Annotated in this window: 20 protein-coding genes; 9 read left to right on the plus strand and 11 right to left on the minus strand. The window is 60.3% G+C overall.

The annotated features are described in order from the left end of the window. Window positions 1–101: 101 nt before the first annotated feature. The 9 genes from AC07XF_RS17610 to AC07XF_RS17650 form a co-directional block, all read right to left on the minus strand. A complete protein-coding gene (locus AC07XF_RS17610) occupies window positions 102–1082 on the minus strand; it encodes a peptide ABC transporter ATP-binding protein (protein WP_495027444.1) in 981 nt (326 codons plus the stop codon). Further along, window positions 1082–2050 carry an ABC transporter ATP-binding protein gene (locus tag AC07XF_RS17615; protein WP_495027445.1) on the minus strand — a complete coding sequence of 323 codons (969 nt, stop codon included), beginning with the start codon at window positions 2048–2050 and terminating at the stop codon, window positions 1082–1084. Before AC07XF_RS17615 ends, AC07XF_RS17610 begins: the two co-directional genes overlap by 1 nt. 10 nt (window positions 2051–2060) lie before the next feature. Beyond that, window positions 2061–2972, minus strand: coding sequence for an ABC transporter permease subunit (locus tag AC07XF_RS17620; RefSeq protein ID WP_495027446.1), 912 nt, complete (start codon window positions 2970–2972; stop codon window positions 2061–2063). A gap of 10 nt (window positions 2973–2982) precedes the next feature. Next, window positions 2983–3993 carry an ABC transporter permease subunit gene (locus tag AC07XF_RS17625; RefSeq protein ID WP_495027447.1) on the minus strand — a complete coding sequence of 337 codons (1011 nt, stop codon included), beginning with the start codon at window positions 3991–3993 and terminating at the stop codon, window positions 2983–2985. 74 nt (window positions 3994–4067) lie between these two features. After that, window positions 4068–5663, minus strand: coding sequence for an ABC transporter substrate-binding protein (locus AC07XF_RS17630; protein ID WP_495027448.1), 1596 nt, complete (start codon window positions 5661–5663; stop codon window positions 4068–4070). A 78-nt stretch (window positions 5664–5741) separates the two neighbouring features. After that, window positions 5742–7175 carry an OprD family porin gene (locus tag AC07XF_RS17635; RefSeq protein ID WP_495027449.1) on the minus strand — a complete coding sequence of 478 codons (1434 nt, stop codon included), beginning with the start codon at window positions 7173–7175 and terminating at the stop codon, window positions 5742–5744. Between the two features lie 173 nt (window positions 7176–7348). Beyond that, window positions 7349–8950 (minus strand): ABC transporter substrate-binding protein, encoded by a 1602-nt coding sequence (locus AC07XF_RS17640; protein WP_495027450.1) that lies wholly within the window; start codon window positions 8948–8950, stop codon window positions 7349–7351. 303 nt (window positions 8951–9253) lie between these two features. Continuing rightward, complete coding sequence (locus AC07XF_RS17645; RefSeq protein WP_007981472.1) at window positions 9254–10879, minus strand: ABC transporter substrate-binding protein; 1626 nt, start codon at window positions 10877–10879, stop codon at window positions 9254–9256. Window positions 10880–11353: 474 nt separating this feature from the next. Next, window positions 11354–12070 carry an SIMPL domain-containing protein gene (locus AC07XF_RS17650; protein ID WP_495027451.1) on the minus strand — a complete coding sequence of 239 codons (717 nt, stop codon included), beginning with the start codon at window positions 12068–12070 and terminating at the stop codon, window positions 11354–11356. Window positions 12071–12432: 362 nt separating this feature from the next. On the opposite strand from AC07XF_RS17650, the gene AC07XF_RS17655 reads away from it, so the two are divergent. The 9 genes from AC07XF_RS17655 (at window position 12433) to AC07XF_RS17695 (ending at window position 24079) form a co-directional block, all read left to right on the plus strand. Beyond that, the gene (locus AC07XF_RS17655) at window positions 12433–13695 is read left to right on the plus strand and encodes an ATP-binding protein (protein ID WP_495027452.1); all 1263 of its coding nucleotides are present in this window, start codon (window positions 12433–12435) and stop codon (window positions 13693–13695) included. Beyond that, window positions 13688–14248 (plus strand): response regulator transcription factor, encoded by a 561-nt coding sequence (locus tag AC07XF_RS17660; protein ID WP_007981466.1) that lies wholly within the window; start codon window positions 13688–13690, stop codon window positions 14246–14248. Before AC07XF_RS17655 ends, AC07XF_RS17660 begins: the two co-directional genes overlap by 8 nt. 97 nt (window positions 14249–14345) lie before the next feature. Continuing rightward, window positions 14346–16073 (plus strand): ABC transporter ATP-binding protein/permease, encoded by a 1728-nt coding sequence (locus tag AC07XF_RS17665; protein ID WP_495027453.1) that lies wholly within the window; start codon window positions 14346–14348, stop codon window positions 16071–16073. 196 nt (window positions 16074–16269) lie between these two features. Further along, the gene (locus AC07XF_RS17670; protein WP_495027454.1) at window positions 16270–17019 is read left to right on the plus strand and encodes a FadR/GntR family transcriptional regulator; all 750 of its coding nucleotides are present in this window, start codon (window positions 16270–16272) and stop codon (window positions 17017–17019) included. Window positions 17020–17444: 425 nt separating this feature from the next. After that, on the plus strand, window positions 17445–18356 hold the full coding sequence (gene kdgD, locus AC07XF_RS17675; protein WP_007981458.1) for a 5-dehydro-4-deoxyglucarate dehydratase: 912 nt from the start codon (window positions 17445–17447) through the stop codon (window positions 18354–18356). Window positions 18357–18416: 60 nt separating this feature from the next. Then, window positions 18417–19862: an aldehyde dehydrogenase family protein gene (locus AC07XF_RS17680; RefSeq protein WP_495027455.1), complete on the plus strand. Its 1446-nt coding sequence runs from the start codon at window positions 18417–18419 to the stop codon at window positions 19860–19862. Window positions 19863–20030: 168 nt separating this feature from the next. Further along, entirely contained in the window at window positions 20031–21413 is a 1383-nt protein-coding gene (locus tag AC07XF_RS17685; protein ID WP_495027456.1) for an MFS transporter, read from the plus strand. Window positions 21414–21424: 11 nt separating this feature from the next. After that, window positions 21425–22978, plus strand: coding sequence for a galactarate dehydratase (garD, locus tag AC07XF_RS17690; RefSeq protein WP_495027457.1), 1554 nt, complete (start codon window positions 21425–21427; stop codon window positions 22976–22978). A 159-nt stretch (window positions 22979–23137) separates the two neighbouring features. After that, window positions 23138–24079 carry an AEC family transporter gene (locus tag AC07XF_RS17695; RefSeq protein WP_495027458.1) on the plus strand — a complete coding sequence of 314 codons (942 nt, stop codon included), beginning with the start codon at window positions 23138–23140 and terminating at the stop codon, window positions 24077–24079. A gap of 127 nt (window positions 24080–24206) precedes the next feature. On the opposite strand, the gene AC07XF_RS17700 is transcribed toward AC07XF_RS17695, so the two are convergent. Together AC07XF_RS17700 and AC07XF_RS17705 are read right to left on the minus strand one after the other, a co-directional pair. After that, window positions 24207–24587: a carboxymuconolactone decarboxylase family protein gene (locus AC07XF_RS17700; RefSeq protein ID WP_046040018.1), complete on the minus strand. Its 381-nt coding sequence runs from the start codon at window positions 24585–24587 to the stop codon at window positions 24207–24209. Beyond that, entirely contained in the window at window positions 24584–25645 is a 1062-nt protein-coding gene (locus tag AC07XF_RS17705) for a calcium/sodium antiporter (protein WP_495027459.1), read from the minus strand. The genes AC07XF_RS17700 and AC07XF_RS17705 overlap by 4 nt, the downstream gene beginning before the upstream one ends. Window positions 25646–25655 lie beyond the last annotated feature (10 nt).

Below are 25655 nucleotides of genomic sequence, written 5' to 3' on the forward strand. Positions count from 1 at the left end.
GCGTTACCTGTGGGAGCGGGCTTGCTCGCGAAAGCGGTCTGTCAGTCGACGTTGATGTTGACTGGAATGACGCCTTCGCGAGCAAGCCTACTCCCACATTTTTATGCCGCGCCGTCGAGGAATTGCTCGGCGTAGTGGCACGCCACCTGGCGGCCGTCGAGCAGGCGCAGGGCCGGCTCTTCAGTACTGCAACGCTCGGTGGCGTACGGGCAGCGCTTGTGGAAAGCGCAGCCGGACGGCGGGTTCAGCGGGTTGGGCAATTCGCCGACGATCTTGATTTTCGGTTTGTCCGGATCCGGGTGGATGGCCGGCGTCGCCGACAGCAGCGCTTGGGTGTAGGGGTGCAGGGGACGGGAGTAAATGTCCTCTTTCGTGCCCATTTCCACCGGGCGACCGAGGTACATCACCATCACATGGTCGGCAACGTGGCGTACCACCGCCAGGTTGTGGGAGATGAACACGTAGGCGGTGTTGAACTCTTGCTGCAAATCCATGAACAGGTTGAGCACCTGCGCCTGAATCGATACGTCCAGCGCCGAGGTCGGTTCGTCCGCCACCAGCACTTTCGGTTGCAGCATCATCGCCCGGGCCAGGGCGATCCGCTGGCGCTGACCGCCGGAGAACATGTGCGGATAACGCTGGTAGTGCTCGGGACGCAAGCCCACCTGCTTCATCATCGCCTGGACTTTCTCGCGACGTTCCGCAGCGCTCAGGTTGGTGTTGATCAATAATGGCTCTGCAAGCTGATCGCCGACTTTTTGCCGAGGGTTCAACGAAGCGTACGGGCTCTGGAACACCATCTGCACGTCTTTGCGCAGTTGCTTGCGCTGGGCCTTGTCGGCGCCGGCGACTTCCTGGCCGGCGATTTTCAAGGAGCCGGAGGACGGCTCTTCGATCAGGGTCAGGGCACGGGCCAGGGTGGATTTGCCGCAGCCCGACTCGCCGACGACAGCGAGGGTCTTGCCGGCTTCCAGTTCGAACGACACGCCGTTGAGGGCGCGCACGGTGGCGTGACCCTTGAACAGGCCTCGGGACACCTCGTAGTGACGGGTCAGGTCGCGGGCGGTAAGAACGACGGCCATTACGCCACCTCCTGGTTCAGCGGGTAGAAGCAGCGAGCGAGGCTGTTGCTTTTCTGGTCAAGGGCCGGACGTTGCTGGCGGCAGTTGTCTTTCACGTACGGGCAGCGCGGCGACAGCAGGCAACCCTGTGGACGGTCGTAACGACCGGGAACGATGCCCGGCAGGGTCGACAGGCGCGTGGCACCCAGGCTGTGTTCCGGAATCGCCTTGAGCAGCGCTTCGCTGTATGGGTGCGCCGGGATGTCGAACAGTTGCGGCACCTGGCCCACTTCAACCGCTTGGCCGGCGTACATCACGCACACGCGCTGGGCGGTTTCGGCCACGACGGCGAGGTCGTGGGTAATCAGCACCAGGCCCATGTTCTGCTCTTTCTGCAACGCCAGCAGCAGGTCCATGATCTGCGCCTGAATGGTCACGTCCAGCGCCGTGGTCGGTTCATCTGCGATCAGCAGTTTCGGCTCGCCGGCAATCGCCATGGCAATCGCGACGCGCTGGCTCATGCCGCCGGACAGTTGATGCGGGTAGGCGTCCATACGGCTGGCGGCACCCGGGATTTCAACTTTTTCCAGCAGTTCGATGGCGCGCTTGCGGGCAGCCTTGCCGGACATTTTCAGGTGCAGGCGCAGCACTTCTTCAATCTGGAAACCGACGGTGTAGCTCGGGTTCAGCGCGGTCATCGGATCCTGGAAGACCATGGACAGGTCTTTACCGACGATCTGCCGACGCTGGCGATTGTTGAGCTTGAGCATGTTCTTGCCATCGAAATTCAGGGCGTCAGCGGTGACGATCCCCGGATGCTCGATCAGGCCCATCAGCGCCATCATGGTCACGGACTTGCCGGAACCCGATTCGCCAACGATGGCCAATACTTCGCCCTTGTCCACTTTCAGGTCGAGGCCATCGACCACTGGCGTGGCGTTTTTGTCGCCGAAGCGAACATTGAGATTCTTGATTTCTAGCAGTGACATGGGAATCTCCTCAGGCGGCGTTCTTGAGTTTCGGGTCCAGCGCGTCGCGCAGGCCGTCACCCATCAAGTTGATTGCCAGCACGCTGAGCAAAATGGTCAGACCAGGCAGGCTCACCACCCACCAGGCGCGTTCGATGTAGTCGCGGGCCGAAGCCAGCATGGTGCCCCACTCAGGGGTTGGCGGTTGTACGCCAAGGCCGAGGAAGCCCAGTGCGGCGGCATCGAGGATCGCCGACGAGAAGCTCAGGGTCGCCTGAACGATCAGCGGCGCCATGCAGTTAGGCAGCACGGTAACGAACATCAGGCGTGGCAGGCCCGCACCGGCCAGACGCGCGGCGGTCACGTAGTCGCGGTTCAACTCGCCCATCACCGCCGCGCGGGTCAGGCGAACGTAGGACGGCAGGGACACCACGGCGATGGCGATCACGGTGTTGATCAGGCCAGGGCCGAGGATGGCGACAATCGCCACGGCCAGCAGCAGGGACGGCAGGGCCAGCATGATGTCCATCAGGCGCATGATGGTCGGGCCGAGCACGCGCGGGAAGAACCCGGCGAACAGACCCAGCAGGATGCCCGGAATCAGCGACATGACCACCGACGACAAGCCGATCATCAAGGACAGGCGCGAACCGTGGATCAGACGCGACAGCAGGTCGCGACCGAGTTCATCGGTCCCCAGCAGGAATTGCAGTTGCCCGCTTTCCAGCCAGGCCGGCGGTGTCAGCAGGAAGTCGCGGTACTGCTCGCTCGGGTTATGCGGCGCGACCCAAGGGGCGAAGATGGCGCAGAAAATCACCAGCAGCATGAACATCAGGCCGGCGACGGCACCTTTGTTCTTGGAGAACGCTTGCCAGAATTCTTTGTACGGAGACGGGTACAGCAGGCTTTGATCGACTGCTACCGATGGAATTGGAGTGGTCATGGTCATGATCTCAGCGCTGATGACGGATGCGTGGGTTGGCAAAGCCGTAGAGGATGTCCACTACGAAGTTGACCACAATCACCAGGCAGGCGATTAACAGGATGCCGTTTTGCACGACGGGATAGTCCCGGGCGCCAATGGCTTCGATCAGCCATTTGCCGATGCCGGGCCAGGAGAAAATGGTTTCGGTCAGGACCGCACCGGCCAGCAGGGTGCCGACTTGCAGGCCGACCACCGTCAGTACCGGAATCAGCGCGTTGCGCAGGCCGTGCACGAACACCACGCGTGCCGGCGACAGGCCCTTGGCCTTGGCGGTGCGGATGTAGTCTTCACGCAGCACTTCGAGCATCGACGAACGGGTCATCCGCGCGATCACTGCCAGCGGAATGGTGCCGAGCACGATGGCCGGCAGGATCAGGTGGTGCAGGGCGTCGAAGAAGGCGTCCGGCTCGTTGGCCAGCAGGGTATCGATCAGCATGAAGCCGGTGCGTGGCTCGATGTCATAGAGCAGGTCGATCCGCCCGGATACCGGGGTCCAGCCCAGGCTTACCGAGAAGAACATGATCAGGATCAGGCCCCACCAGAAGATCGGCATCGAGTATCCCGCCAGGGAGACACCCATCACCCCATGGTCGAACAGGGACCCTCGCTTGAGTGCCGCGATCACCCCGGCCAGAAGGCCCAGGACGCCGGCGAACAACAGGGCGGCCGAGGACAGTTCCAGGGTCGCGGGGAACAGGGAAGTGAATTCGGACCAGACGCTTTCACGGGTTCGCAGGGATTCACCGAGATCGCCGTGGGCCAGTTTGCCGATGTAATCCAGGTACTGGGCATACAGGGGTTTGTTCAGACCTAGGCGTTCCATTGCCTGAGCGTGCATTTCCGGGTCGACTCTGCGTTCGCCCATCATGACTTCCACGGGGTCGCCAGGGATCATGCGAATCAACGCGAATGTCAGCAAGGTGATGCCGAAAAACGTGGGGATCAGTAATCCCAGTCGGCGGGCAATAAAACTAAACATCGTAAGGTGTACCTCATCAGCCGGTTAGGCGTGCCCGGCAGGCCTGGGGTCAGGCATGCCGGGAGTTTTCTTATCTACTTCACCTGGGTGGTGGCGAAGTTATTCGTGGTGAGGGGGCTAATTTGGTAGCCCTCTACGTTGTTGCGCATTGCGGTAAACATTCTAGTGTGCGCCATGCTGATCCATGGCTGGTCCTGGTTAAAAATAACCTGGGCCTGTTCGTAGAGCGCTGCACGCTCGGCCGGATCGGTTTTTTCCCGGGCCTGGTCGATCAGCGCCTGGAACTTGTCATTGCACCAGCGGGCGTAGTTTTCTCCGTTCTTGGCCGCTTCACAACTGAGCATAGGCGTCAGGAAGTTATCCGGGTCGCCGTTATCGCCCGCCCATCCGGCGGAAACCATGTCGTGCTCGCCGTTTTTGGCGCGTTTGAGCATTTCGCCCCATTCCATCACGCGGATGTCGATCTTGATCCCGACCTTGGCCAGGTCGGCTTGCATCATCTGCGCGCCGAGCATCGGGTTCGGGTTGGTCGGACCGCCGCCGTTGCGGGTGAACAGGGTGAACGTGGTGCCTTCCGGTACGCCGGCTTCCTTGAGCAGGGCGCGAGCCTTGTCCAGGTCATGGGCCGGGTTCTTCAGGCTGTGGTTGTAGCCCAGCAGGGTGTCCGGGTACGGGTTGACCCCGGCCGTTGCATTGCCCTTGCCGAACAACGCATTGACGTACGCCTCTTTGTCGAAGGCGATGTCGATGGCTTTGCGCACCCGTACGTCACTCATGTACTTGTGCGTGGTGTTCATGGCGACGTACGAGACGGTCATTGCATTCAGTTCATCGACTTTCAGCTTGTCGTCTTTCTTGATGCTCGGAATGTCATCCGGTTTTGGATACAGCGCGACCTGACACTCGTTGGCCTTGAGCTTCTGCAGGCGCACGTTGTTGTCGGTGGCGATGGCCAGGATCAGCGCATCAGCCGGTGGCTTGCCACGGAAGTACTCCGGGTTGGCCTTGAAGCGAACCTGAGCGTCCTTGTTGTAGCGCTGGAAGACGAACGGACCGGTGCCGACTGGCTTGTTGTTCAGGTCGCCGGTCTTGTTGGCCTTGAGCAACTGGTCGGCGTACTCGGCCGGGTAGATCGAGGAGAACGCCATGGCAATGTCGGCCAGGAACGGCGCTTCGCGACGGGTCAGGGTGAACTTGACCGTGTTGTCGTCGACTTTCTCGACGTTTTTCAGCAGTTCCTTGAAGCCCATGCTTTCAAAGTACGGGAAGCCTACGCTCGACAGCTTGTGCCACGGATGATTCGGGTCCAGTTGGCGCTGGAAGCTCCAGACCACGTCGTCGGCATTCATGTCGCGGGTCGGCTTGAAGTATTCGGTGGTGTGGAACTTGACGCCTTTACGCAGATGGAACGTGTAGCTCAGGCCGTCATCGCTGATGTCCCAGGATTCGGCCAGCGCCGGAATCACTTCGGTAGTGCCGGGCTTGAAGTCCGCCAGGCGATTGAAGATGGTTTCGGCCACGGCATCGGCGGTGACTGCAGTCGTGTACTGGACCATGTCGAAGCCTTCAGGGCTGGCTTCCGTGCAAACCACCAGGGGTTTGGCCGAAACGCCGACAGCGACACTGAGCAACGCGGCCGCGATGGCCGCACGTAGGGGAAGCATTTTCATCAAGAACCCTCTGCAATCAGTTAATGGACAAAAGCCGAACGGCCGATTCGTCACTGAATCAGCCGTCCGGCAGGTGCGTTACAGGATGTTGAACGGAACCGTGGTCACGAGACGGAACTCGTTGATGCTGCCGTCAGCCTGGTTTTCGCTGGCACGGTGAGCGGTGTAGGTGCCGCGGATCGTGGTGGCCTTGAGTGGGCCGCTCTGCACGGCGTAGGTCGCGCCGATGCCGTATTCGTAATGGTGTTCGCCATCTTGCGACTGGATACCGTCGTAGCCTTTGCCAGCCACACCCTGGTTGCCGGTGTAGTGAGTACCGTCGATGCCCCAGCCACGCGCCTGGTAGATGTTGAACTTCAGACCTGGCACGCCGTATTCGGCCATGTTCAGACCGTAGGCAACCTGGAACGATTTTTCGTTCGGGCCGTTGAAGTCCGACAGCAGGGAGTTGGCCAGGTAGATGCCGTTGGTTTCGTGCAGGTAGTCGAAGTACTCGTTACCGTTCACTTCCTGATACGAGAAAGTCAGGGTGTGCGCCTGGTGGGTCAGGCCGAACGACAGGGAGTAGGTGTCGTTGTCGATATCGCCGATCAGGGCTTTACCGGTGTCCTTGGTTTTGTAGTAGTTCAGGCCGGTGGTCAGGCTCAGTACCTGGCTGTCGCCCAGTACGTGAGAGGCGCCGAAGTAGTACTGGTTCCAGATGTCTTCAGCCTGGGTCGCCCAGAGGCTGGTGGTCAGGCTGGCGAGCGGGTTGTAGGTGATACCGCCGGTGTAGACGTGGTCGGTTTCGACGATGCCGTTGGCGTATTCAGTGCGGAATTTGCGCTGGCTTTCTTCGGTACGCGGAGAGTTGCGGTCGAAGGTGGCCAGGTCGAAGGCCAGGTTGTTCAGCTCTTCGCTGTGGATGGCCACACCTTCGAAGCTCGAAGGCAATGCACGGTTACCGATCACGTCGACCATCGGGCTGCTGAAGTTCATGCGGCCGGCGGTCAGGGTGGTGTTGGAGACACGGGCCTTGACGTTGGCCAGGCCCATTTTGCTCCACTGGCCTTGAGCGTCGCCGCCCTCTTTGGTCAGGGTACGGTTGTTGCCCGCGCCTGGACGAGAGCCCGGTGCGCCACCGTTGTTGGACGCCAGGTCTTTGCGGTCCCGGTCCAGGGCAATGGCGTTGTAGGCGGCGACTTCAGTGCTGAAACCGACAGTGCCTTCGGTGAAGCCCGAGTTGTACTTGAGGATGGTGCCCTGGACCCAGTTGATCCGGCGATCGGTCGGGGTCGAAACGCCGTCTTTCTTGTAGGCGAATTTGGCGCCGCGTTGCAGTTGCTCGTTGGCGTACCAGTTACGCGTGGTGCCAGTGATCGACTGGCCTTCGACAAAGCCGGTGGCTTCGCTTTGGGCGCTTTTCTCGTTCACGGTAACCGGGGTGAAAGCCTGGCTTTGGGTTTCTGCGTAAGCCGTGGCGGTTACGCTGCTGATGGCCAAGGCCAGTAACGCGGTGCTGCTCAGTTTCATGGGTAAAGCTCCTTACTTTCTTTTTTTATACCGGTCTTTTTTTGTGATCCGGCTATTGGTTTAGAACTCATTCACGGCATCGCAAACGTTTGCTGTCAGCCAAATTGGCAAAAGACGGCAAAGCGTCTGCGTGAGGGCGGAAAATCCGCCCCCCGGCATTTCTGGCTAATCGGTTATTTTTCTATGCTGACACCCGAGAAAACGTTGCGGCCGAACGGGCTCACCTTGAACCCTTCGATTTTGGCGCTCAGCGGCTGGTTGACCGTTGAGTGGGCGACTGGCGTGATCGGCACTTGCTGCTTGAGCAACTGCTGCGCCTGTTTGTAGAGCAGGGTGCGCTGGTCACGGTCGGTGACGACCTTGGCCTGCTTGATCAGCTTGTCGTAGGCCGGATCACACCACATCGAGTAGTTGTTACCGCCAATGGCATTGCAGCTGTACAGCGTGCCCAGCCAGTTGTCCGGATCACCGTTGTCACCGGTCCAGCCGATCAGGCTGATGTCGTGCTCGCCGTTCTTGGTGCGCTTGATGTACTCGCCCCACTCATAGCTGACAATCTTGACCTTGAGGCCGATCTTCGCCCAGTCAGCCTGGAGCATCTCGGCCATCAACTTGGCGTTAGGGTTGTACGGACGCTGGACCGGCATGGCCCAGAGGGTGATTTCGGTGCCTTCCTTGACGCCGGCAGCCTTGAGCAGTTCCTTGGCTTTTTCCGGGTTGTAGGCGGCGTCCTTGATGGTGTCGTCGTAGGACCATTGGGTCGGCGGCATGGCGTTGACCGCCAGTTGCCCCGCGCCCTGGTAAACGGCATTGAGAATGCCTTGCTTGTTCACTGCCATGTCCAGCGCCTGACGCACTTCGAGCTGGTCGAACGGCTTATGGCGCACGTTGTAGGCGATATAGCCGAGGTTGAAACCAGGCTTCTCGATCAGTTGCAGCGCCGGGTCGTTCTTCAGCGCGGTCACATCGGCAGGGCGCGGGTGCAGTGTGATCTGGCACTCGCCGGCCTTGAGTTTCTGCACGCGCACCGAAGCGTCGGTGTTGATGGCGAAAATCAGGTTGTCGAGCTTGACCCGGCTCGGGTCCCAGTAATGCTTGTTGCCGGTGTAGCGGATGTTCGAGTCTTTCTGGTAGCTCTTGAACACGAACGGCCCGGTGCCGATCGGCTTCTGGTTGATGTCGCTCGGCTTGCCTTCGGCCAGCAGTTTGTCGGCGTACTCGGCCGACAGGATGGCGGCGAAGCTCATGGCAATGTTCTGGATGAACGCGGCGTCCACGCTGTTGAGCGTAAAGACCACGGTCAGCGGCCCGGTCTTTTCGACCTTGGCGATGTTCTTGTTCAGGCTCATGCCGTTGAAATACGGAAACTCTGTCGGATAAGCCTTACGGAAAGGTTGTTGCGGATCGAGCATGCGATTGAACGTGAACAGCACGTCATCGGCATTGAAGTCGCGGGTCGGCGTGAAGTATTTGGTGGTATGAAACTTCACCCCTTCGCGCAGGTGAAACGTGTATTTGAGGCCGTCCTCGGAAATATCCCAGCTCGTGGCCAGGCCCGGTACGACGTTGGTCGCGCCTTTTTCAAACTCTGCCAGTCGGTTGTACAGCGGCTCGGCGGCGTCGTTGTCGGTCGCAGTGGTGTACTGCGCCGTGTCGAAACCGGCGGGGCTGCCCTCGGAGCAGAACACCAGGCTGTTGTTGGCGGCCTGGCTGATGGAAGTGGCGGCCAACAGGCCGGTGCCCAGCAGTGCGGATAAAACCAAGGTATGGCGCATAACGCTTCCTTTTCTCTCAAAGTGTTGTCAATGAGCCGTCGTCCCGTCCGGAGACGTAGAGGCATCACTGATTTCAAGCCATGCACGCAGCAGTAACCGATGACCCACGCGTGCACTGGTCGGATCCCGACGGTATGAGCCACGGGTCCGGCAGTAAATGCGTAGAGTCCTAAAGACTCGTAGGAAATGGCAACGCGTCCTCGCCCGATGCTGTAGTCAGCTGCGGATTTGGATGTAGGCGAATTCCTGCTTTCTCGGTAGATAAAGCAACGGCGACGTCAGAAACGTCGCCGTTGCAAAACCTTATTTGCTGACGCTGACGCCGTAGAAAGAGTTCAAGCCAAATGGGCTGATCTTGAAGTCCTGCACGTTGGCGCGCATAGGTTGGAACACCGTCGAGTGAGCGATAGGTGTCATTGGTACAGCATCTTTGAGGAGGTGTTGCGCCTGCTTGTACAGTTCGGTGCGCTTGGCCTGGTCCGAGGTGCGCTTGGCTTGCTTGACGGTGTCGTCAAACTTCTTGTCGCACCACTTGGAGAAGTTGTTGCCTTCCAGCGAGTCGCAACCGAACAGCACGTTCAGCCAGTTGTCCGGATCACCATTGTCGCCGCTCCAGCCAATCAGCATCGCCTGGTTTTCGCCACCTTTGGAGCGCTTGATGTACTCGCCCCACTCGTAGCTCTGGATCTTGACCTTGAGGCCGATCTTGGACCAGTCGGACTGCAGCATTTCTGCCATCAGTTTGGCGTTCGGGTTGTATGGACGTTGTACCGGCATCGCCCAGAGAACGATTTCGGTGCCATCTTTCACGCCCGCTTCCTTGAGCAGCTCTTTGGCTTTCTCAGGGTTGTACGGCGCATCCTTGATGGTGGTGTCGTAGGACCACTGGGTCGGCGGCATGGCGTTGACGGCCAGTTGGCCGGCGCCCTGGTACACGGAGTCGATGATCTGTTGCTTGTTGACCGCCATGTCCAGTGCCTGGCGCACCTTCAGCTCGGCCAGCGGGTTCGCATCGGTTTGCCCCTTGACCTTGGGCATCACGTTGTAGGCGATGTAACCCAGGTTGAAACCGGCCTGGTCAGGCAGTTTCAGGTCCTTGTCTTCTTTCAGCGCCTTCAGGTCGGCCGGACGAGGGAACAGGGTGACCTGGCACTCGTTCTTCTTCAGCTTCTGGATACGAACCGACGGGTCGGTGGTGATGGCGAAGATCAGGTTGTCGATCTTCACGTCGTCAGGCTTCCAGTAGTCCTTGTTCCCGGTGTAGCGGATGTTGGAGTCTTTCTGGTAGCTCTTGAACACGAACGGACCAGTGCCAACCGGCTTCTGGTTGATGTCGGCGGCCTTGCCTTCCTTGAGCAGCTGGGCAGCGTACTCGGCGGACTGGATCGAGGCGAAGCTCATGGCCATGTTCTGGATGAACGCGGCATCGACGTCTTTGAGGGTGAACTTGACAGTGTGGTCGTCGACTTTATCGATCTTGGTGATGTTGGTATCCATCCCCATGTCGGTGAAGTACGGGAATTCGGTCGGGTACGCTTTGCGGAACGGGTCATCCTTGTTAATCATGCGATTAAAGGTGAACAGCACGTCGTCGGCGTTGAACTCACGAGTCGGCTTGAAATACGGGGTGGTGTGGAACTTGACGCCTTCACGCAGGTGGAAGGTGTAGCTCAGGCCGTCATCGGAGATGTCCCACTTGGTCGCCAGCCCAGGAATAACGGCGGTGCCGCCGCGCTCGAACTGGGTGAGGCGGTTGAACATGGTTTCTGCAGAGGCGTCGAAGTCGGTTCCGGTGGTGTATTGACCTGGATCGAAACCGGCCGGGCTCCCTTCGGAGCAGAACACCAGGTTAGTCGCTGCTTGGGCGAACGGTGCGCTGGCTAGCAAGCTTGCGCCAACTAAAAACGGAATGACCGCTTGTTTAAGCATGGTGGCCTCATGATTTGTTGTCATTTTTGGAATTAGAGGACGACCTCGTGAGTCGTGCCTGCGGATACTTATGCAGGGGCCATACCCAATGCAAGATCCAGAGTGACTACAAGCCTTAAACGGTGGCACGAACGTACCTTAATGTCGCATTTGTGTAAGTCCTGACGCATTTGACCGTTTGCGTGGCATTTTCAGGGTGCAAACGACGCACTTTTACGGTGCGTCCTGAGCGCTGGATGCTCCCCATCAGGGCGGGGTGTTACTTATTTATACCCCCGTTTTGTGGGGTGGGTATGGCGTGAATAAGAGTGGTTATTGTTGCACCGATAGTGGCCAATCGATCTCAGTTGCACCCAGTGCAACTGCCGGCTTTTCTCGGCTGACTATCCAGTTATAGCTCAAGCCTGAAAACTGCCCGAAAAAAAACGGCGATCATGTGAGTGATCGCCGTTTTTTTGTGGATGGGCTATCGAGTCAAGGCATCAGCACTTCAATCGAACCATCCGCGGTCATGCCGACCTGGCTGGTGCCGGCTTCGACATCCGGCGTCACCGGTGCGGCGTCCATGGCGGCGGCTTTCATCATCATCGGCGCGCGCAGGTAAGGCTGTGGATAACCGTTGCTGTTGAGGTTCAGGTTGACGATTTTGTAACTCTTGCCACCGAGGGCATCGGTGGCCAGTTGGGCGCGGGCCTTGAAAGCGCTCACGGCATCCTTGAGCAGTGCATCTTCGCTGGCCTTGCGGGTCGGGGTGGCGATGGCGAAGTCCATGCCGCCCATTTTCAGGTCGGTGAGCAGTTCGCCGGTCAGCTTCGACAATGCAGCGAAGTCCGGGCTTTCCAGGCGCAATTCGGCACGCTCGCGCCAGCCGGTGATTTTCTGGCCCTTGGTGTCGTAGATCGGATAGCTATTGCGACTGCCCTGACGCAGGGTGATGTCCTTGACTTGCTTGGCCTGGGCCAGTGCCTTGTTCATGGTGGTGCTGACGTCGGCGGCGAGTTTGGCCGGGTCGCTGTTCTGTTCTTCGGTGTAGAGGGTCACGATCATCAGGTCGCGGGCCACTTCCTGACTGACTTCGGCGCGCAGGGAAATCTGGTTGTAATGAAGCTCGTCGGCGGCCAGGGCCGGGAGGCTGGCGACGGTGCCAAGGCTCAGGGCGAGGAGGGCGGCGCTGCGGCGGAATGTGTGCATGAAGGCTCCTTGAAAGGTGCGCAGGGGTATGGTCCGGGCCTGCGTGAAACCATCAGACTCTAGCTTTTATGCTCCGGTTCGCACAGTTACAACTTCTATACAGATCGACGCGATCCTGTGTAGCAGCTGCCGAAGGCGGCGTTCGGCTGCGCAGCAGTCGTAAAACCTGCGTGCATGATGTCTTTGTATAAACACGAAGCCTGATTGACGACTGCTTCGCAGCCGAACGCCGCCTTCGGCAGCTGCTACAAGGGATGTGTGCTGGCCAATAGGCTGTGGCCGTTTGCCGCACTTTTGCCTGTCCACCCCCGTGCTTGGTTATACTCCCTGCGATCCGCCTGGAGCGCTCATCAGGAGAGCTCATGCTCGCCCCCGTTCAAATCACTTCCGCCACTCGCCAGAACCTCTGGCGGCTGACGTTCATCCGCACGTTGGTGCTGGCCGCCCAGGCCGGTTCCGTGGGCCTGGCCTACTGGCTCGAATTGCTGCCGCTGCCCTGGTTTCAACTGGCCGCGACCCTCGGTTGCTCGATGCTGTTGTGTGTGTTCACGGCGATTCGCCTGCGCACCTCGTGGCCGGTGACCGAGCTCGAATACGCCGTACAACTGGCCTGCGACCTGTTTATCCACAGTGCGCTGCTGTATTTCTCCGGTGGCTCGACCAACCCCTTCGTTTCTTATTACCTGGTGCCGCTGACCATCGCTGCGGTGACGTTGCCATGGCGTTATTCGGTGATCCTGTCAGGTATCGCGCTGACGATGTACACGCTGTTGCTGGCGCAGTTCTATCCGTTGCAAACCTTCCCGATCGCCCGGGAAAACCTGCAGGTGTACGGGATGTGGCTGAGCTTTGCTCTCGCCGCCGCAGTGATCACGTTCTTCGCCGCGCGCATGGCTGAAGAGCTGCGCCGTCAGGAAGAACTGCGCGCCATTCGTCGCGAAGAAGGCCTGCGTGATCAGCAATTGCTGGCCGTCGCCACCCAGGCTGCCGGTGCGGCCCATGAGTTGGGCACACCGCTGGCGACCATGAGCGTGCTGCTCAAGGAAATGCGTCAGGATCACCATGACCCGATGTTGCAGGATGACCTGAGCGTGCTGCAGGATCAGGTCAAACTGTGCAAAGAGACCTTGCAGCAACTGGTGCGCGCCGCCGAGGCCAATCGCCGCCTGGCGGTGGAGATGCAGGACGTCACCGACTGGCTCGATGAAGCCCTCAATCGCTGGCACCTGATGCGCCCGGAAGCCAGTTATCGCTTCCAGCGCCTCGGCCAGGGCGCGGTACCGCGCATGGCGCCGCCGCCGGACTTGACCCAGGCGTTGCTGAATCTGCTGAACAACGCCGCCGATGCCTGCCCCGAGGGGTTGCAAGTGACGCTGGACTGGGACGCCGAGGACCTGACCATCAGCATTCGTGACCATGGCGCCGGTGTGCCGCTGGCCATCGCCGAACAAATCGGCAAACCGTTTTTTACCACCAAGGGCAAAGGCTTCGGCCTGGGCCTGTTTTTGAGCAAGGCCAGCGTGACACGCGCCGGCGGCTCAGTGAAACTCTACAGTCATGAGGAAGGCGGCACGCTCACCGAGCTGCGCCTGCCCCGTGTCGCCCGAGGAGACGAACATGAGTGAAGAGATCCAAGTCGAAGGCGAAGAACTGCCGCATTTGCTGCTGGTCGATGACGACGCCACGTTCACCCGCGTCATGGCCCGCGCCATGGCCCGCCGCGGTTTTCGCGTCAGCACCGCCAGTTCCGCCGAGGAAGGCCTGGAACTGGCCAAGGCCGATCTGCCGGATTATGCCGCCCTGGACCTGAAGATGGACGGCGATTCGGGCCTGGTGCTGCTGCCAAAATTGCTGGAAATGGATCCGGAAATGCGCGTGGTGATTCTCACCGGTTATTCGAGCATTGCCACCGCCGTCGAGGCGATCAAGCGCGGTGCCTGCAACTACCTGTGCAAACCGGCGGACGCCGACGACGTGCTGGCGGCGCTGCTGTCCGAACACGCCGACCTCGACAGCCTGGTGCCGGAAAACCCGATGTCCGTGGACCGCCTGCAGTGGGAACACATCCAGCGCGTGCTGACCGAGCACGAAGGCAACATTTCCGCCACTGCCCGCGCCTTGGGCATGCACCGCCGCACCCTGCAGCGCAAACTGCAGAAGCGCCCCGTTCGCCGCTGAACCTGCGCTGAACGTATGTGGGCCGCATCTCGCGACAAACCGGACCGATCATCTATGATCGGTCCGTGCGTGTTCTTTTCTCTATCGAGCCTTATCCATGAATCAGAACGCTGAGTATTCCGCGGTCAACGACGCCGTGCGCGGGCAGTTTTTTCGCAAAGTGTGGGCGATGATCACGCCTTACTGGCGCAGTGAAGAGAAGGTCAAGGCCTGGACGCTGCTGATCGCAGTGATTGCGCTGTCGCTGATCAGCGTGGGGATCTCGGTGTGGTTCAACACCTGGTACAAGGATTTCTACAACGCCCTGCAAAAGAAGGACGAAGCCGCGTTCTGGCAACTGATCCTGTACTTCTGCGCGATTGCCGCGGTGGCGATTGTCGGCGCGGTATACCGCCTCTATCTGACGCAGATGTTGACGATCCGCTGGCGGGCCTGGCTCACCGAAAAGCATTTCACCCGCTGGCTGGGGGACAAAAACTACTACCAGCTGGAGCAGGGCGGTTACACCGATAACCCGGACCAGCGGATTTCCGAAGACCTCAACAACTTCACCTCCAACACCCTTGAGCTGGGTATCGGGCTGCTGCGCAATATCGTCAGTCTGGTGTCGTTCTCGATCATTCTGTGGGGCGTGTCGGGCAGTATTGAAGTATTCGGTATCACCATTCCCGGCTACATGTTCTGGTGCGTGCTGGTTTACGCCGTGGTCGGCAGTTGGCTGACGCACTTGATCGGTCGTCGCCTGATCGGTCTGAACAACCAACAACAACGCTTCGAAGCCGACCTGCGTTTCTCCATGGTGCGGATTCGCGAGAATGCCGAAAGCATCGCGTTGTACAACGGCGAACCGAACGAAAATCGTCGGTTGAGCGGTCGCTTCGGGATGGTCTGGCACAACTTCTGGGACATCATGAAGGTGTCCAAGCGCCTGACTTTCTTCACCGCCGGTTACAGTCAGGCCGCCATCATCTTCCCCTTCATGGTTGCCGCGCCGCGTTACCTCTCCGGCAAGATCGAACTGGGCGAACTGATGCAAATCAGCTCGGCATTCGGCAATGTGCAGGAAAGCTTCAGCTGGTTTATCAGCGCGTACCAGAGCCTCGCCTCATGGCGCGCCACCTGCGATCGTCTGCTGAGCTTCCACCAGGCCATGCGTGACAACGAAGTGCGTGCGCCGGCCATCGACGTACAGAGTTCGGGCTCAGTTCTGAAGGTGCACAACCTCGGCCTCGACCTGGCTGAAGGTCGTCACCTGCTGACCAATGCCGACATGACCGTGAATGAGGGCGAGCGTGTGATGCTCAGCGGTCGTTCCGGCAGCGGCAAGTCGACCTTGCTGCGGGCGATGGGACACCTGTGGCCGACTGGTCACGGCAGTATCCGCCTGCCATCGGCGCGCTACCTGTTCCTGCCGCAAAAACCGTATTTGCCAATTGGCACCCTGCGTGATGTCCTCAGTTATCCACAGCCCGGCGATACTTATCCGAACGAGCGCTACGTGCAGGTGCTGGAAACCTGCCGCTTGCCGCACCTGATTGCCCGTCTCGACGAAGCCAACCACTGGCAACGCATGTTGTCGCCGGGTGAACAGCAACGCCTGGCCTTTGCCCGCGCACTGCTTTATGCGCCGCAATGGCTGTACATGGACGAAGCGACCTCGGCGATGGACGAAGAGGACGAGGCTTCGCTGTACCAGGCGCTCATTGATGAGTTGCCGGGGCTGAGCATTGTCAGCGTTGGTCATCGCAGCAGCCTCAAGCGCTTCCATCCGCGGCACATCCGTATCGAGAATGGCCACTTGGTGGACCAGGCCGTGACCGCATAAACACCACAAACCCCTTGTGGGAGCGGGCTTGCTCGCGAAAGCGGTCTGACATTCGATATTGACGGTGTCTGACGCGTCGCCTTCGCGAGCAAGCCCGCTCCCACAGGGTTTGGTGGTCACCTTGACGGTGATCGTACAACTGCGTTGCGCTATGATGCGCTTTCAGCCGCCGAACTTTTCGAGACAGATGTACACCATGGAAAACCCGATCGACGCACCACGCCTCCCACGCAAGCGCCGCAGCCTCGCTCAGGAACTGGTGACGGTGCTGTCCGAGCAGATCCGTGACGGCCATCTCAAGCGCGGCGACAAGTTGCCCACCGAGTCGGCCATCATGGATGCCCATGGCGTCAGCCGCACGGTGGTGCGCGAAGCGATCTCCCGCTTGCAGGCGGCCGGCCAGGTGGAAACCCGCCACGGCATCGGCACCTTCGTGCTCGACACGCCGAGCCCGAGCGGTTTCCGCATCGACCCGGCGACCGTCGTGACCTTGCGTGATGTGCTGGCGATCCTGGAACTGCGCATCAGTCTGGAAGTGGAGTCTGCCGGGCTGGCTGCGCAACGCCGCAGTCCCGAGCAGCTTGGTCTGATGCGCGCGGCGCTGGATGCGCTGAATGAAAGCGTCTCCCACGCCAGCGATGCCGTGGCCTCGGACTTCCAGTTCCATCTGCAGATTGCCCTCGCCACCGGCAATCGCTACTTCACCGACATCATGACCCACCTGGGCACCAGCATCATTCCGCGCACACGGTTGAACTCCGCGAAGCTGGCCCATGACGATCAGCAGCACTACATGAATCGCCTGAGCCGTGAGCACGAAGAGATCTACGACGCGATTGCCCGCCAGGACTCCGATGCGGCGCGGGCAGCCATGCGTCTGCACCTGACCAACAGCCGCGAGCGGCTGCGTCATGCCCATGAAGAGGCTGAGGCGCAGCGGGGCTGAGTGTTCTGATTTCGATCCGGTATTAGCCTGATAGATTGCCTTCGCGAGCAAGCCCGCTCCCACATTTGATCGTTGTCGAACACAAAATTTGTGTACACCGAAAATCCAATGTGGGAGCGGGCTTGCTCGCGAAAGAGCCGTAAGCCATCCCGCCAAACCTTCAGTCAGTCGCCCATTTACTTATCCCCCCCCCCGATCTTCCGACAACGTACCTCCATAGCGCCGCGTCAACGCTACGCTCGCTTTCGTCTACATCGAACCGGAAGTCCCTGAACCGAGCCTTCTCCTCGCTCCTGTCGAACAATTTTCACCCGCAGCGATGAAATGCAGTTGACGGTTATATTTTAAGTTGTACGATGACCTACAACTTCGGCGCGAGCTGAACGGTTATCTCACACTACGTCGCTATTCAGGGTGTTCGAATAATGAATCCACAAGAACTGAAGTCCATCCTCTCTGCCGGTCTGCTGTCTTTCCCGGTCACCGATTTCAATGCTCAGGGCGACTTCAATCGTGCGGGCTACATCAAGCGTCTCGAATGGCTGGCCCCATACGGCGCCTCGGCGTTGTTCGCCGCGGGCGGCACCGGTGAGTTCTTCTCCCTGGCGGCCAGTGAATATTCGGAAATCATCAAGACTGCCGTCGACACCTGCGCCACCAGCGTGCCGATCCTGGCCGGCGTGGGCGGTTCCACTCGCCAGGCCATCGAATATGCACAGGAAGCCGAGCGTCTGGGCGCCAAGGGCTTGTTGCTGCTGCCGCACTACCTGACCGAAGCCAGCCAGGACGGCGTTGCCGCTCACGTTGAAGCCGTGTGCAAGTCGGTCAACATCGGCGTGGTGGTCTACAACCGCAACGTCTGCCGCCTGACTGCGCCGCTGCTGGAACGCCTGGCCGAGCGCTGCCCGAACCTGATCGGCTACAAGGATGGCCTGGGTGATATCGAGTTGATGGTGTCGATCCGGCGCCGCCTCGGTGATCGCTTCAGCTACCTGGGTGGTCTGCCGACCGCCGAAGTCTACGCCGCGGCTTACAAGGCGTTGGGCGTGCCGGTCTACTCCTCGGCGGTGTTCAACTTTATCCCGAAAACCGCGATGGACTTCTACCACGCCATCGCTCGCGAAGATCACGCCACCGTCGGCAAGATCATCGACGACTTTTTCCTGCCGTACCTGGATATCCGTAACCGCAAGGCCGGTTACGCCGTGAGCATCGTCAAGGCCGGGGCAAAAATTGCCGGCTATGACGCCGGTCCTGTGCGTGCACCGCTGACCGATCTGACCGGCGAAGAGTACGAAATGCTCGCCGCGCTGATCGACAAGCAGGGCGCGCAGTAACACTCGACAAAACCAGGGCCGCTGAGCAATCAGCGGCTTTTTGCGTGAGGAGATGATTCAGTGGCTGATTCAAAACGTTTTGATAACTACATCAACGGCGAATGGGTTGCCGGCGGCGATTATTCGACCAACATCAACCCGTCCGAACTGACCGATGTCATCGGCGACTACGCCAAGGCTGACCTGGCTCAGGTCCACTCCGCCATCGACGCTGCCCGTGGCGCATTCCCGGCGTGGTCGGTGTCGGGCATTCAGGCTCGTCACGATTGCCTGGATAAAGTCGGTACTGAAATCCTCGCCCGTCGCGAAGAGCTCGGCACCCTGCTGGCCCGGGAAGAGGGCAAGACCCTGCCGGAAGCCATCGGCGAAGTGACCCGCGCCGGCAACATCTTCAAGTTCTTCGCCGGTGAATGTCTGCGGCTGTCCGGCGACTATCTGCCGTCGGTGCGTCCGGGCGTCAACGTCGAAGTCACTCGCGAAGCCTTGGGCGTGGTTGGTCTGATCACCCCGTGGAATTTCCCGATCGCCATTCCGGCGTGGAAAATCGCCCCGGCCCTGGCCTACGGCAACTGCGTCGTGCTCAAGCCTGCTGACCTGGTTCCGGGTTGCGCCTGGGCGCTGGCCGAAATCATCTCCCGTGCCGGTTTCCCGGCCGGCGTGTTCAACCTGGTGATGGGCAGCGGTCGTGTGGTGGGTGATGCACTGGTCAACAGCCCGAAAGTCGATGGCATCAGCTTCACCGGTTCGGTGGGCGTGGGGCGTCAGATCGCTGTGAACTGCGTGTCGCGTCAGGCCAAGGTCCAGCTGGAAATGGGCGGCAAGAACCCGCAGATCATTCTCGATGACGCCGACCTCAAGCAAGCGGTCGAGCTGTCGGTGCAGAGCGCGTTCTACTCCACCGGCCAGCGTTGCACGGCTTCGAGCCGCTTCATTGTCACCGCCGGCATCCACGACCGGTTCGTCGAAGCCATGGCCGCGCGCATGAAGTCGATCAAGGTCGGCCACGCATTGAAGGCTGGCACCGACATCGGTCCGGTGGTTTCGCAAGCCCAGCTCGAACAGGACATGAAGTACATCGACATCGGCCAGTCCGAAGGTGCGCGACTGGTCAGTGGCGGTGGTCTGGTGACCTGCGACACCGAAGGCTACTTCCTCGCGCCGACCCTGTTTGCCGACAGTGAAGCGTCGATGCGCATCAGCCGCGAAGAGATCTTCGGCCCGGTGGCCAACGTGGTGCGCGTGGCCGACTACGAAGCTGCGCTGGCCATGGCCAACGACACCGAGTTCGGGTTGTCGGCGGGCATTGCCACCACCTCGCTGAAGTACGCCAACCACTTCAAGCGCCACTCCCAGGCCGGGATGGTGATGGTCAACCTGCCGACCGCCGGTGTGGATTACCACGTTCCGTTCGGTGGGCGTAAAGGTTCATCCTATGGATCACGTGAGCAAGGTCGCTATGCGCAAGAGTTCTACACGGTTGTAAAAACCTCTTACATCGGTTCGTAACGCAACATCCCTGTTGTAGGAGCGAGCTTGCTCGCGATGGTCGTGAGATCGCGGCGGTAAACCTGATACCCCGCGTCATCGTTGACCACCATCGCGAGCAGAGCTCGCTCCTACAGGGGAAACAAAGATTCACCCGCGCATAAAAATAATCAGTGGGAGTACATCTACATGCAATCGACCCAGAAGCCGACTCACGTCCGCTATTTGATTCTGCTCATGCTTTTCCTCGTGACCACGATCAACTACGCCGACCGCGCTACCATCGCAATTGCCGGCTCCAGCCTGCAAAAAGACCTCGGCATCGACGCCGTTACCCTCGGCTACATCTTCTCCGCATTCGGTTGGGCCTACGTGGCCGGGCAAATCCCCGGTGGCTGGTTGCTCGACCGCTTTGGCTCGAAAAAAGTCTACGCACTGAGCATCTTCACCTGGTCGCTGTTCACCGTGCTGCAGGGGTATGTCGGCGAGTTCGGCATGTCCACGGCGGTGGTTGCGCTGTTCATGCTGCGTTTCCTGGTGGGCCTGGCCGAAGCGCCATCCTTCCCCGGCAACGCACGCATCGTGGCGGCCTGGTTCCCGACTGCTGAACGCGGCACCGCGTCGGCGATTTTCAACTCGGCGCAGTACTTTGCCACCGTGCTCTTTGCACCGCTGATGGGCTGGATCGTCTTCACATTCGGCTGGCAGCACGTGTTTATCGTCATGGGCGTGATCGGGATTGTGTTCTCGCTGATCTGGCTGAAGGTTATCCACAGCCCGCGCCAACATCCGCTGATCAATGAGAGCGAGTTCAAGCACATTGCCGAGAACGGCGGCATGGTCGACATGGACCAGGACAAGGCCAAGGGCCAGGAACCCGGCAAGCGCGTCGAAGGCCCGAAATGGGACTACGTCCGCCAGTTGCTGACCAACCGCATGATGCTCGGCGTGTACCTGAGCCAGTACTGCATCAACGCCATCACTTATTTCTTCCTGACCTGGTTCCCGGTGTACCTGGTGCAGGAGCGCGGCATGACCATCCTCAAGGCCGGTTTCATCGCTTCGTTGCCGGCGATCTGCGGCTTCATCGGCGGTGTGCTCGGCGGGGTGATTTCCGACTACCTGCTGCGCAAGGGCCACTCCCTGACCTTCGCCCGCAAGGCGCCGATCATTGCCGGTCTTTTGGTTTCCAGCAGCATCGTGGCCTGTAACTATGTCGACATCGAGTGGATGGTCGTGGGCTTCATGGCCCTGGCGTTCTTCGGCAAAGGCGTGGGCGCGCTGGGCTGGGCGGTGGTGTCCGACACTTCGCCGAAGCAGATCGCCGGTTTGAGTGGCGGCCTGTTCAACATGTTCGGCAACATTGCCTCGATCACTACGCCGATCGTCATCGGCTACATCATCAGCTCCACCGGCTCGTTCAAATGGGCGCTGGTGTTCGTCGGCTGCAACGCACTGGTGGCGGTGTTCAGCTATCTGGTGATCGTCGGTCCGATCAAGCGTGTGGTGCTCAAAGAACCACCGGTCAGCGGTCCTGAAACCAACAACAAATTGTCTCAAGCGCATTCCTGAGGAGCGGCGTCATGCAGTTGATTGAACATTCCGACTCGCCGCGCTATATCCGCCTGCACGAGCGGGATAACGTCGTGATCGTGGTCAACGATCAAGGCGTACCGGCCGGTACCGAGTTTGCGGACGGCCTGGTCACCGTGGACTTCGTGCCGCAGAGCCACAAAGTCACCCTGGAAGACATTCCGGAAGGTGGCCAGGTGATTCGTTACGGTCAGGTTATTGGCTACGCCTTGCAGCCGATCCCTCGTGGCAGCTGGGTCAAGGAAGATCAACTGCGCATGCCGACTGCGCCGCCGCTGGACAGCCTGCCGCTGTCCACCGACGTGCCGGCCGCGCAAGCACCGCTGGAAGGCTTCACCTTCGAGGGTTATCGCAACGCCGACGGTACCGTTGGCACGCGCAACATTCTGGGCATCACCACCACCGTGCAATGCGTGACCGGCGTGCTCGATCATGCGGTCAAGCGCATCAAGGCCGAGTTGCTGCCCAAGTACCCGCACGTCGATGACGTAGTAGCCCTGACCCACAGCTACGGCTGTGGCGTGGCGATCACCGCCACCGACGCGTACATCCCGATCCGCACCGTGCGCAACCTGGCGCGCAACCCGAACCTGGGCGGCGAAGCGCTGGTGATCAGCCTGGGCTGCGAGAAATTGCAGGCCGGGCAGGTGATGCACGAGAACGATAGTTCGGTGGATTTGAGCGAGCCATGGCTGTACCGCTTGCAGGACTCCAGCCACGGCTTCACCGAAATGATCGAGCAGATCATGGAACTGGCCGAGACGCGCTTGAAGAAGCTTGATCAACGCCGTCGGGAAACCGTGCCGGCGTCCGAGCTGATCCTCGGCATGCAATGCGGCGGCAGTGATGCGTTCTCCGGCATCACCGCCAACCCGGCGCTCGGTTATGCCTCGGACCTGTTGCTGCGGGCGGGTGCGACGGTGATGTTTTCCGAAGTCACCGAAGTGCGCGATGCCATTTATCTGCTGACCTCCCGTGCGGAAAACCAGGAAGTCGCCCAGGAACTGGTGCGGGAAATGGACTGGTACGACCGTTACCTGGCCAAGGGCGAAGCGGATCGCAGTGCCAACACCACGCCGGGCAACAAGAAGGGCGGGTTGTCGAACATTGTCGAGAAATCCCTGGGCTCGATCGTCAAGTCCGGCAGCAGCGCAATCAACGGCGTGCTCGGCCCAGGCGAGCGTTTCAAGCGCAAAGGCCTGATCTTCTGTGCGACCCCGGCGAGCGACTTTGTCTGCGGCACGTTGCAGCTGGCGGCGGGGATGAACCTGCACGTGTTCACCACCGGTCGTGGCACGCCTTACGGGTTGGCCATGGCTCCGGTCGTCAAGGTGTCGACCCGGACCGAACTGGCACAGCGCTGGCCGGACCTGATCGACATCGACGCCGGGCGCATTGCCACTGGTCGCGCATCAATCGAGGAGCTGGGCTGGGAGCTATTCCACTACTACCTGGACGTGGCCAGCGGCAAGAAACAGACGTGGGCCGAGCAGCACAAGTTGCACAACGACATCACCTTGTTCAACCCGGCGCCGATCACCTGAGACCGCGTTATCGTTCTTCGCTGGCAAGCCAGCTCCTACAGAGTCAGCGCAATCCTTGTAGGAGCTGGCTTGCCAGCGAAGGCGATCTACCAGACGCCGAAGTGTCCGGTGGCTTATCATTAGCCCCCTAACGACGCCCACCCCAAGGTCCTCTCTGGCATGCTGGCAATTTTCCTCGAAACCCTGAATATCACCGCACCGGTGTTCGCCATGCTGTTTCTCGGGGTGTTGCTCAAGCGCATCGACTGGATCAACGACAACTTCATCCACACCGCGTCGGCCCTGGTGTTCAACGTCACCATGCCGGCGCTGCTGTTTCTGGGCATCCTGCATGCCGACCTGCACGCGGCGTTGCAGCCGGCGCTGCTGATCTACTTTTCCATGGCGACCCTGGTGTGCTTTGCCATTGCCTGGAGCTGGGCGATCTTGAAGTGTCCGCGGGAGGATCGGGGGATCTACACCCAGGGTGCCTTTCGCGGTAACAACGGCGTGATCGGCCTGGCACTGGCGGCGAGCATGTACGGCGACTACGGGATTTCACTCGGGGCGATCCTCGCGGCGCTGGTGATCCTGTTTTACAACACACTCTCGACCATCGTGCTGGCGGTCTACAGCCCGGTGATCAAGTCTGATCCGTGGAGCATCTGCAAAAGCGTGTTCAGCAATCCGCTGATCATCAGTGTGATTGCGGCCGCGCCGTTCGCCTATTTCAAGATCGGCTTGCCGGGTTGGCTGGAAACCTCCGGCCAGTATCTGGCGCAAACCACCTTGCCGCTGGCGCTGATCTGCATCGGCGGCACGCTGTCCCTGGCGGCGCTGCGCGAAAGCGGCAACATGGCGCTGAGTTCAAGTCTGTTGAAGATGATCGGCTTGCCGGTGCTGGCGACGCTGGGGGCGTGGTTGTGGGGTTTTCGTGGTGCGGAGCTGGGGATTCTGTTTCTGTACTTCGGCAGCCCGACCGCCGCGGCCAGTTTTGTCATGGCCCGGGCGGCCGATGGCAATCATGAATTGGCGGCGGCAATTATCGTGATCACCACGCTGATGGCGGCGATCACCACCAACATCGGGATCTTCTTTTTGCAGTGGGGTGGGTGGATCTGACCTCAGGCTTTGCGGTGTTCTTTCGAGCCATTCGCGAGCAAGCCCGCTCCCACATTTGGAATGCATTCCTCTGTGGGAGCGGGCTTGCTCGCGAAGGCGTCATGTCGGGCACCCCGATTTCAATGACTCACTCAGGCTTCTGGTAACTGTCGATCACTTCCTGCGCCGCCCGAAACGCATCAATCGCCGCCGGCACACCGGCATACACCGCGCAATGCAACAACGCCTCGCGAATCTCATCCACCGTGCAGCCGTTGTTCAGCGCACCGCGCACGTGACCTTTCAATTCCTGCGGGCACTTGAGTGCGGTCAGCGCGGCGAGGGTGATCAGGCTGCGGGTTTTCAGCGGTAGGCCTTCGCGATTCCACACACCGCCCCAAGCGTGTTCGTTGACGAAGTCCTGCAGCGGTTGAGTGAATTCGGTGGCATTGCCCAGTGCGCGGTCGACGAAGGCGTCGCCCATCACTTGGCGGCGGACTTCAACGCCGGGTTTTTTATTCTCGGTCATGGGACATCCCTCTTATGGTGTTGGCGATGCCAGGCGCGCAGCGACGTGAACAGCAAAAACGCCACCAGCGCCGGCAGGACGAAAAACAGCATCAAGTGTTCCAGCTTGCCGGCCAGTGGCATGCCGGTAGTGAATGACACCACGTGCAGCCCATAGGCCAGGTACAAGCCCAGAAACAGCAGGCCTTCGGCGCGGGTCACCCGGTAGCCGGAGTAAAACACCGGCAGGCACAGCGCCGCGACGCCGAGCATCACCGGCAGGTCGAAATCCAGGGCGTTGGGCGACACCGACAGCGGCGATGGCGCCACCAGCGCGGTAAAGCCGAGCACACCCAGGAGGTTGAACAGGTTGCTGCCAATCACGTTGCCCACGGCAATATCGCGCTCGCCGCGCGTTGCCGCGATCAACGAAGTGGCGAGTTCAGGCAGTGATGTGCTGACGGCGACGATGGTCAGGCCGATGATCCGCTCCGACAACCCAAGATCGGTGGCGACCGCAACGGCTGCACCCAGCAGCAAATGCCCGGCGTACACCAGCATTGCCAGCCCGGCGACGATCATCAGCAGGTTGCTCAACCATGGCGCTTGCGCATGATGGTCATGGCTCGATACCGGGCGTGCCGAGTGTCGCGACTGGCGCAGCAACAACCCCAGGTAAATCGCCAGTGCCGTCAGCAACATCACGCCGTCGGCACGGGTCAGCTCTTCATTCCAGGCGAGTACGAACACCAACAGGCTGGCGCCGATCATCAACGGAATATCCAGGCGCACCAGTTGCCGGGAAACCCGCAGCGGAATGATCAGCGCGGACAACCCGAGGGTGACGAGGATGTTGAAAATGCTGCTGCCGATCACGCTGCCGACGGCGATGTCGGCATTGTGCGTGAGGGTCGCTTGCAGGCTGACCGCCATCTGCGGGGCGCTGCTGCCGAGGGCGACGATGGTCAGGCCGATGATCAGCGGTCGTATGTGCAAGCGCGCGGCGATGCGTACGGCGGCGCGCACCATCAATTCGGCACCGACAATCAGCAGGAGCAATCCGCTGAGCAATTCGATCACGCTGATCAGG

It is taken from the genome of Pseudomonas sp. GW821-FHT01C01 (assembly GCF_059422645.1).

Bases quoted from the DNA above. Each gene is read 5' to 3' on its own strand.
- AC07XF_RS17685 (WP_495027456.1), top strand. From the start codon at position 20,031: ATGCAATCGACCCAGAAGCCGACTCACGTCCGCTATTTGATTCTGCTC.
- AC07XF_RS17615 (WP_495027445.1), bottom strand. From the start codon at position 2,050: ATGTCACTGCTAGAAATCAAGAATCTCAATGTTCGCTTCGGCGACAAA.
- AC07XF_RS17650 (WP_495027451.1), bottom strand. From the start codon at position 12,070: ATGCACACATTCCGCCGCAGCGCCGCCCTCCTCGCCCTGAGCCTTGGC.
- AC07XF_RS17620 (WP_495027446.1), bottom strand. From the start codon at position 2,972: ATGACCACTCCAATTCCATCGGTAGCAGTCGATCAAAGCCTGCTGTAC.
- AC07XF_RS17610 (WP_495027444.1), bottom strand. From the start codon at position 1,082: ATGGCCGTCGTTCTTACCGCCCGCGACCTGACCCGTCACTACGAGGTG.
- kdgD (WP_007981458.1), top strand. From the start codon at position 17,445: ATGAATCCACAAGAACTGAAGTCCATCCTCTCTGCCGGTCTGCTGTCT.
- AC07XF_RS17655 (WP_495027452.1), top strand. From the start codon at position 12,433: ATGCTCGCCCCCGTTCAAATCACTTCCGCCACTCGCCAGAACCTCTGG.
- AC07XF_RS17660 (WP_007981466.1), top strand. From the start codon at position 13,688: ATGAGTGAAGAGATCCAAGTCGAAGGCGAAGAACTGCCGCATTTGCTG.
- garD (WP_495027457.1), top strand. From the start codon at position 21,425: ATGCAGTTGATTGAACATTCCGACTCGCCGCGCTATATCCGCCTGCAC.
- AC07XF_RS17670 (WP_495027454.1), top strand. From the start codon at position 16,270: ATGGAAAACCCGATCGACGCACCACGCCTCCCACGCAAGCGCCGCAGC.
- AC07XF_RS17630 (WP_495027448.1), bottom strand. From the start codon at position 5,663: ATGAAAATGCTTCCCCTACGTGCGGCCATCGCGGCCGCGTTGCTCAGT.
- AC07XF_RS17635 (WP_495027449.1), bottom strand. From the start codon at position 7,175: ATGAAACTGAGCAGCACCGCGTTACTGGCCTTGGCCATCAGCAGCGTA.
- AC07XF_RS17695 (WP_495027458.1), top strand. From the start codon at position 23,138: ATGCTGGCAATTTTCCTCGAAACCCTGAATATCACCGCACCGGTGTTC.
- AC07XF_RS17645 (WP_007981472.1), bottom strand. From the start codon at position 10,879: ATGCTTAAACAAGCGGTCATTCCGTTTTTAGTTGGCGCAAGCTTGCTA.
- AC07XF_RS17640 (WP_495027450.1), bottom strand. From the start codon at position 8,950: ATGCGCCATACCTTGGTTTTATCCGCACTGCTGGGCACCGGCCTGTTG.
- AC07XF_RS17665 (WP_495027453.1), top strand. From the start codon at position 14,346: ATGAATCAGAACGCTGAGTATTCCGCGGTCAACGACGCCGTGCGCGGG.
- AC07XF_RS17700 (WP_046040018.1), bottom strand. From the start codon at position 24,587: ATGACCGAGAATAAAAAACCCGGCGTTGAAGTCCGCCGCCAAGTGATG.
- AC07XF_RS17625 (WP_495027447.1), bottom strand. From the start codon at position 3,993: ATGTTTAGTTTTATTGCCCGCCGACTGGGATTACTGATCCCCACGTTT.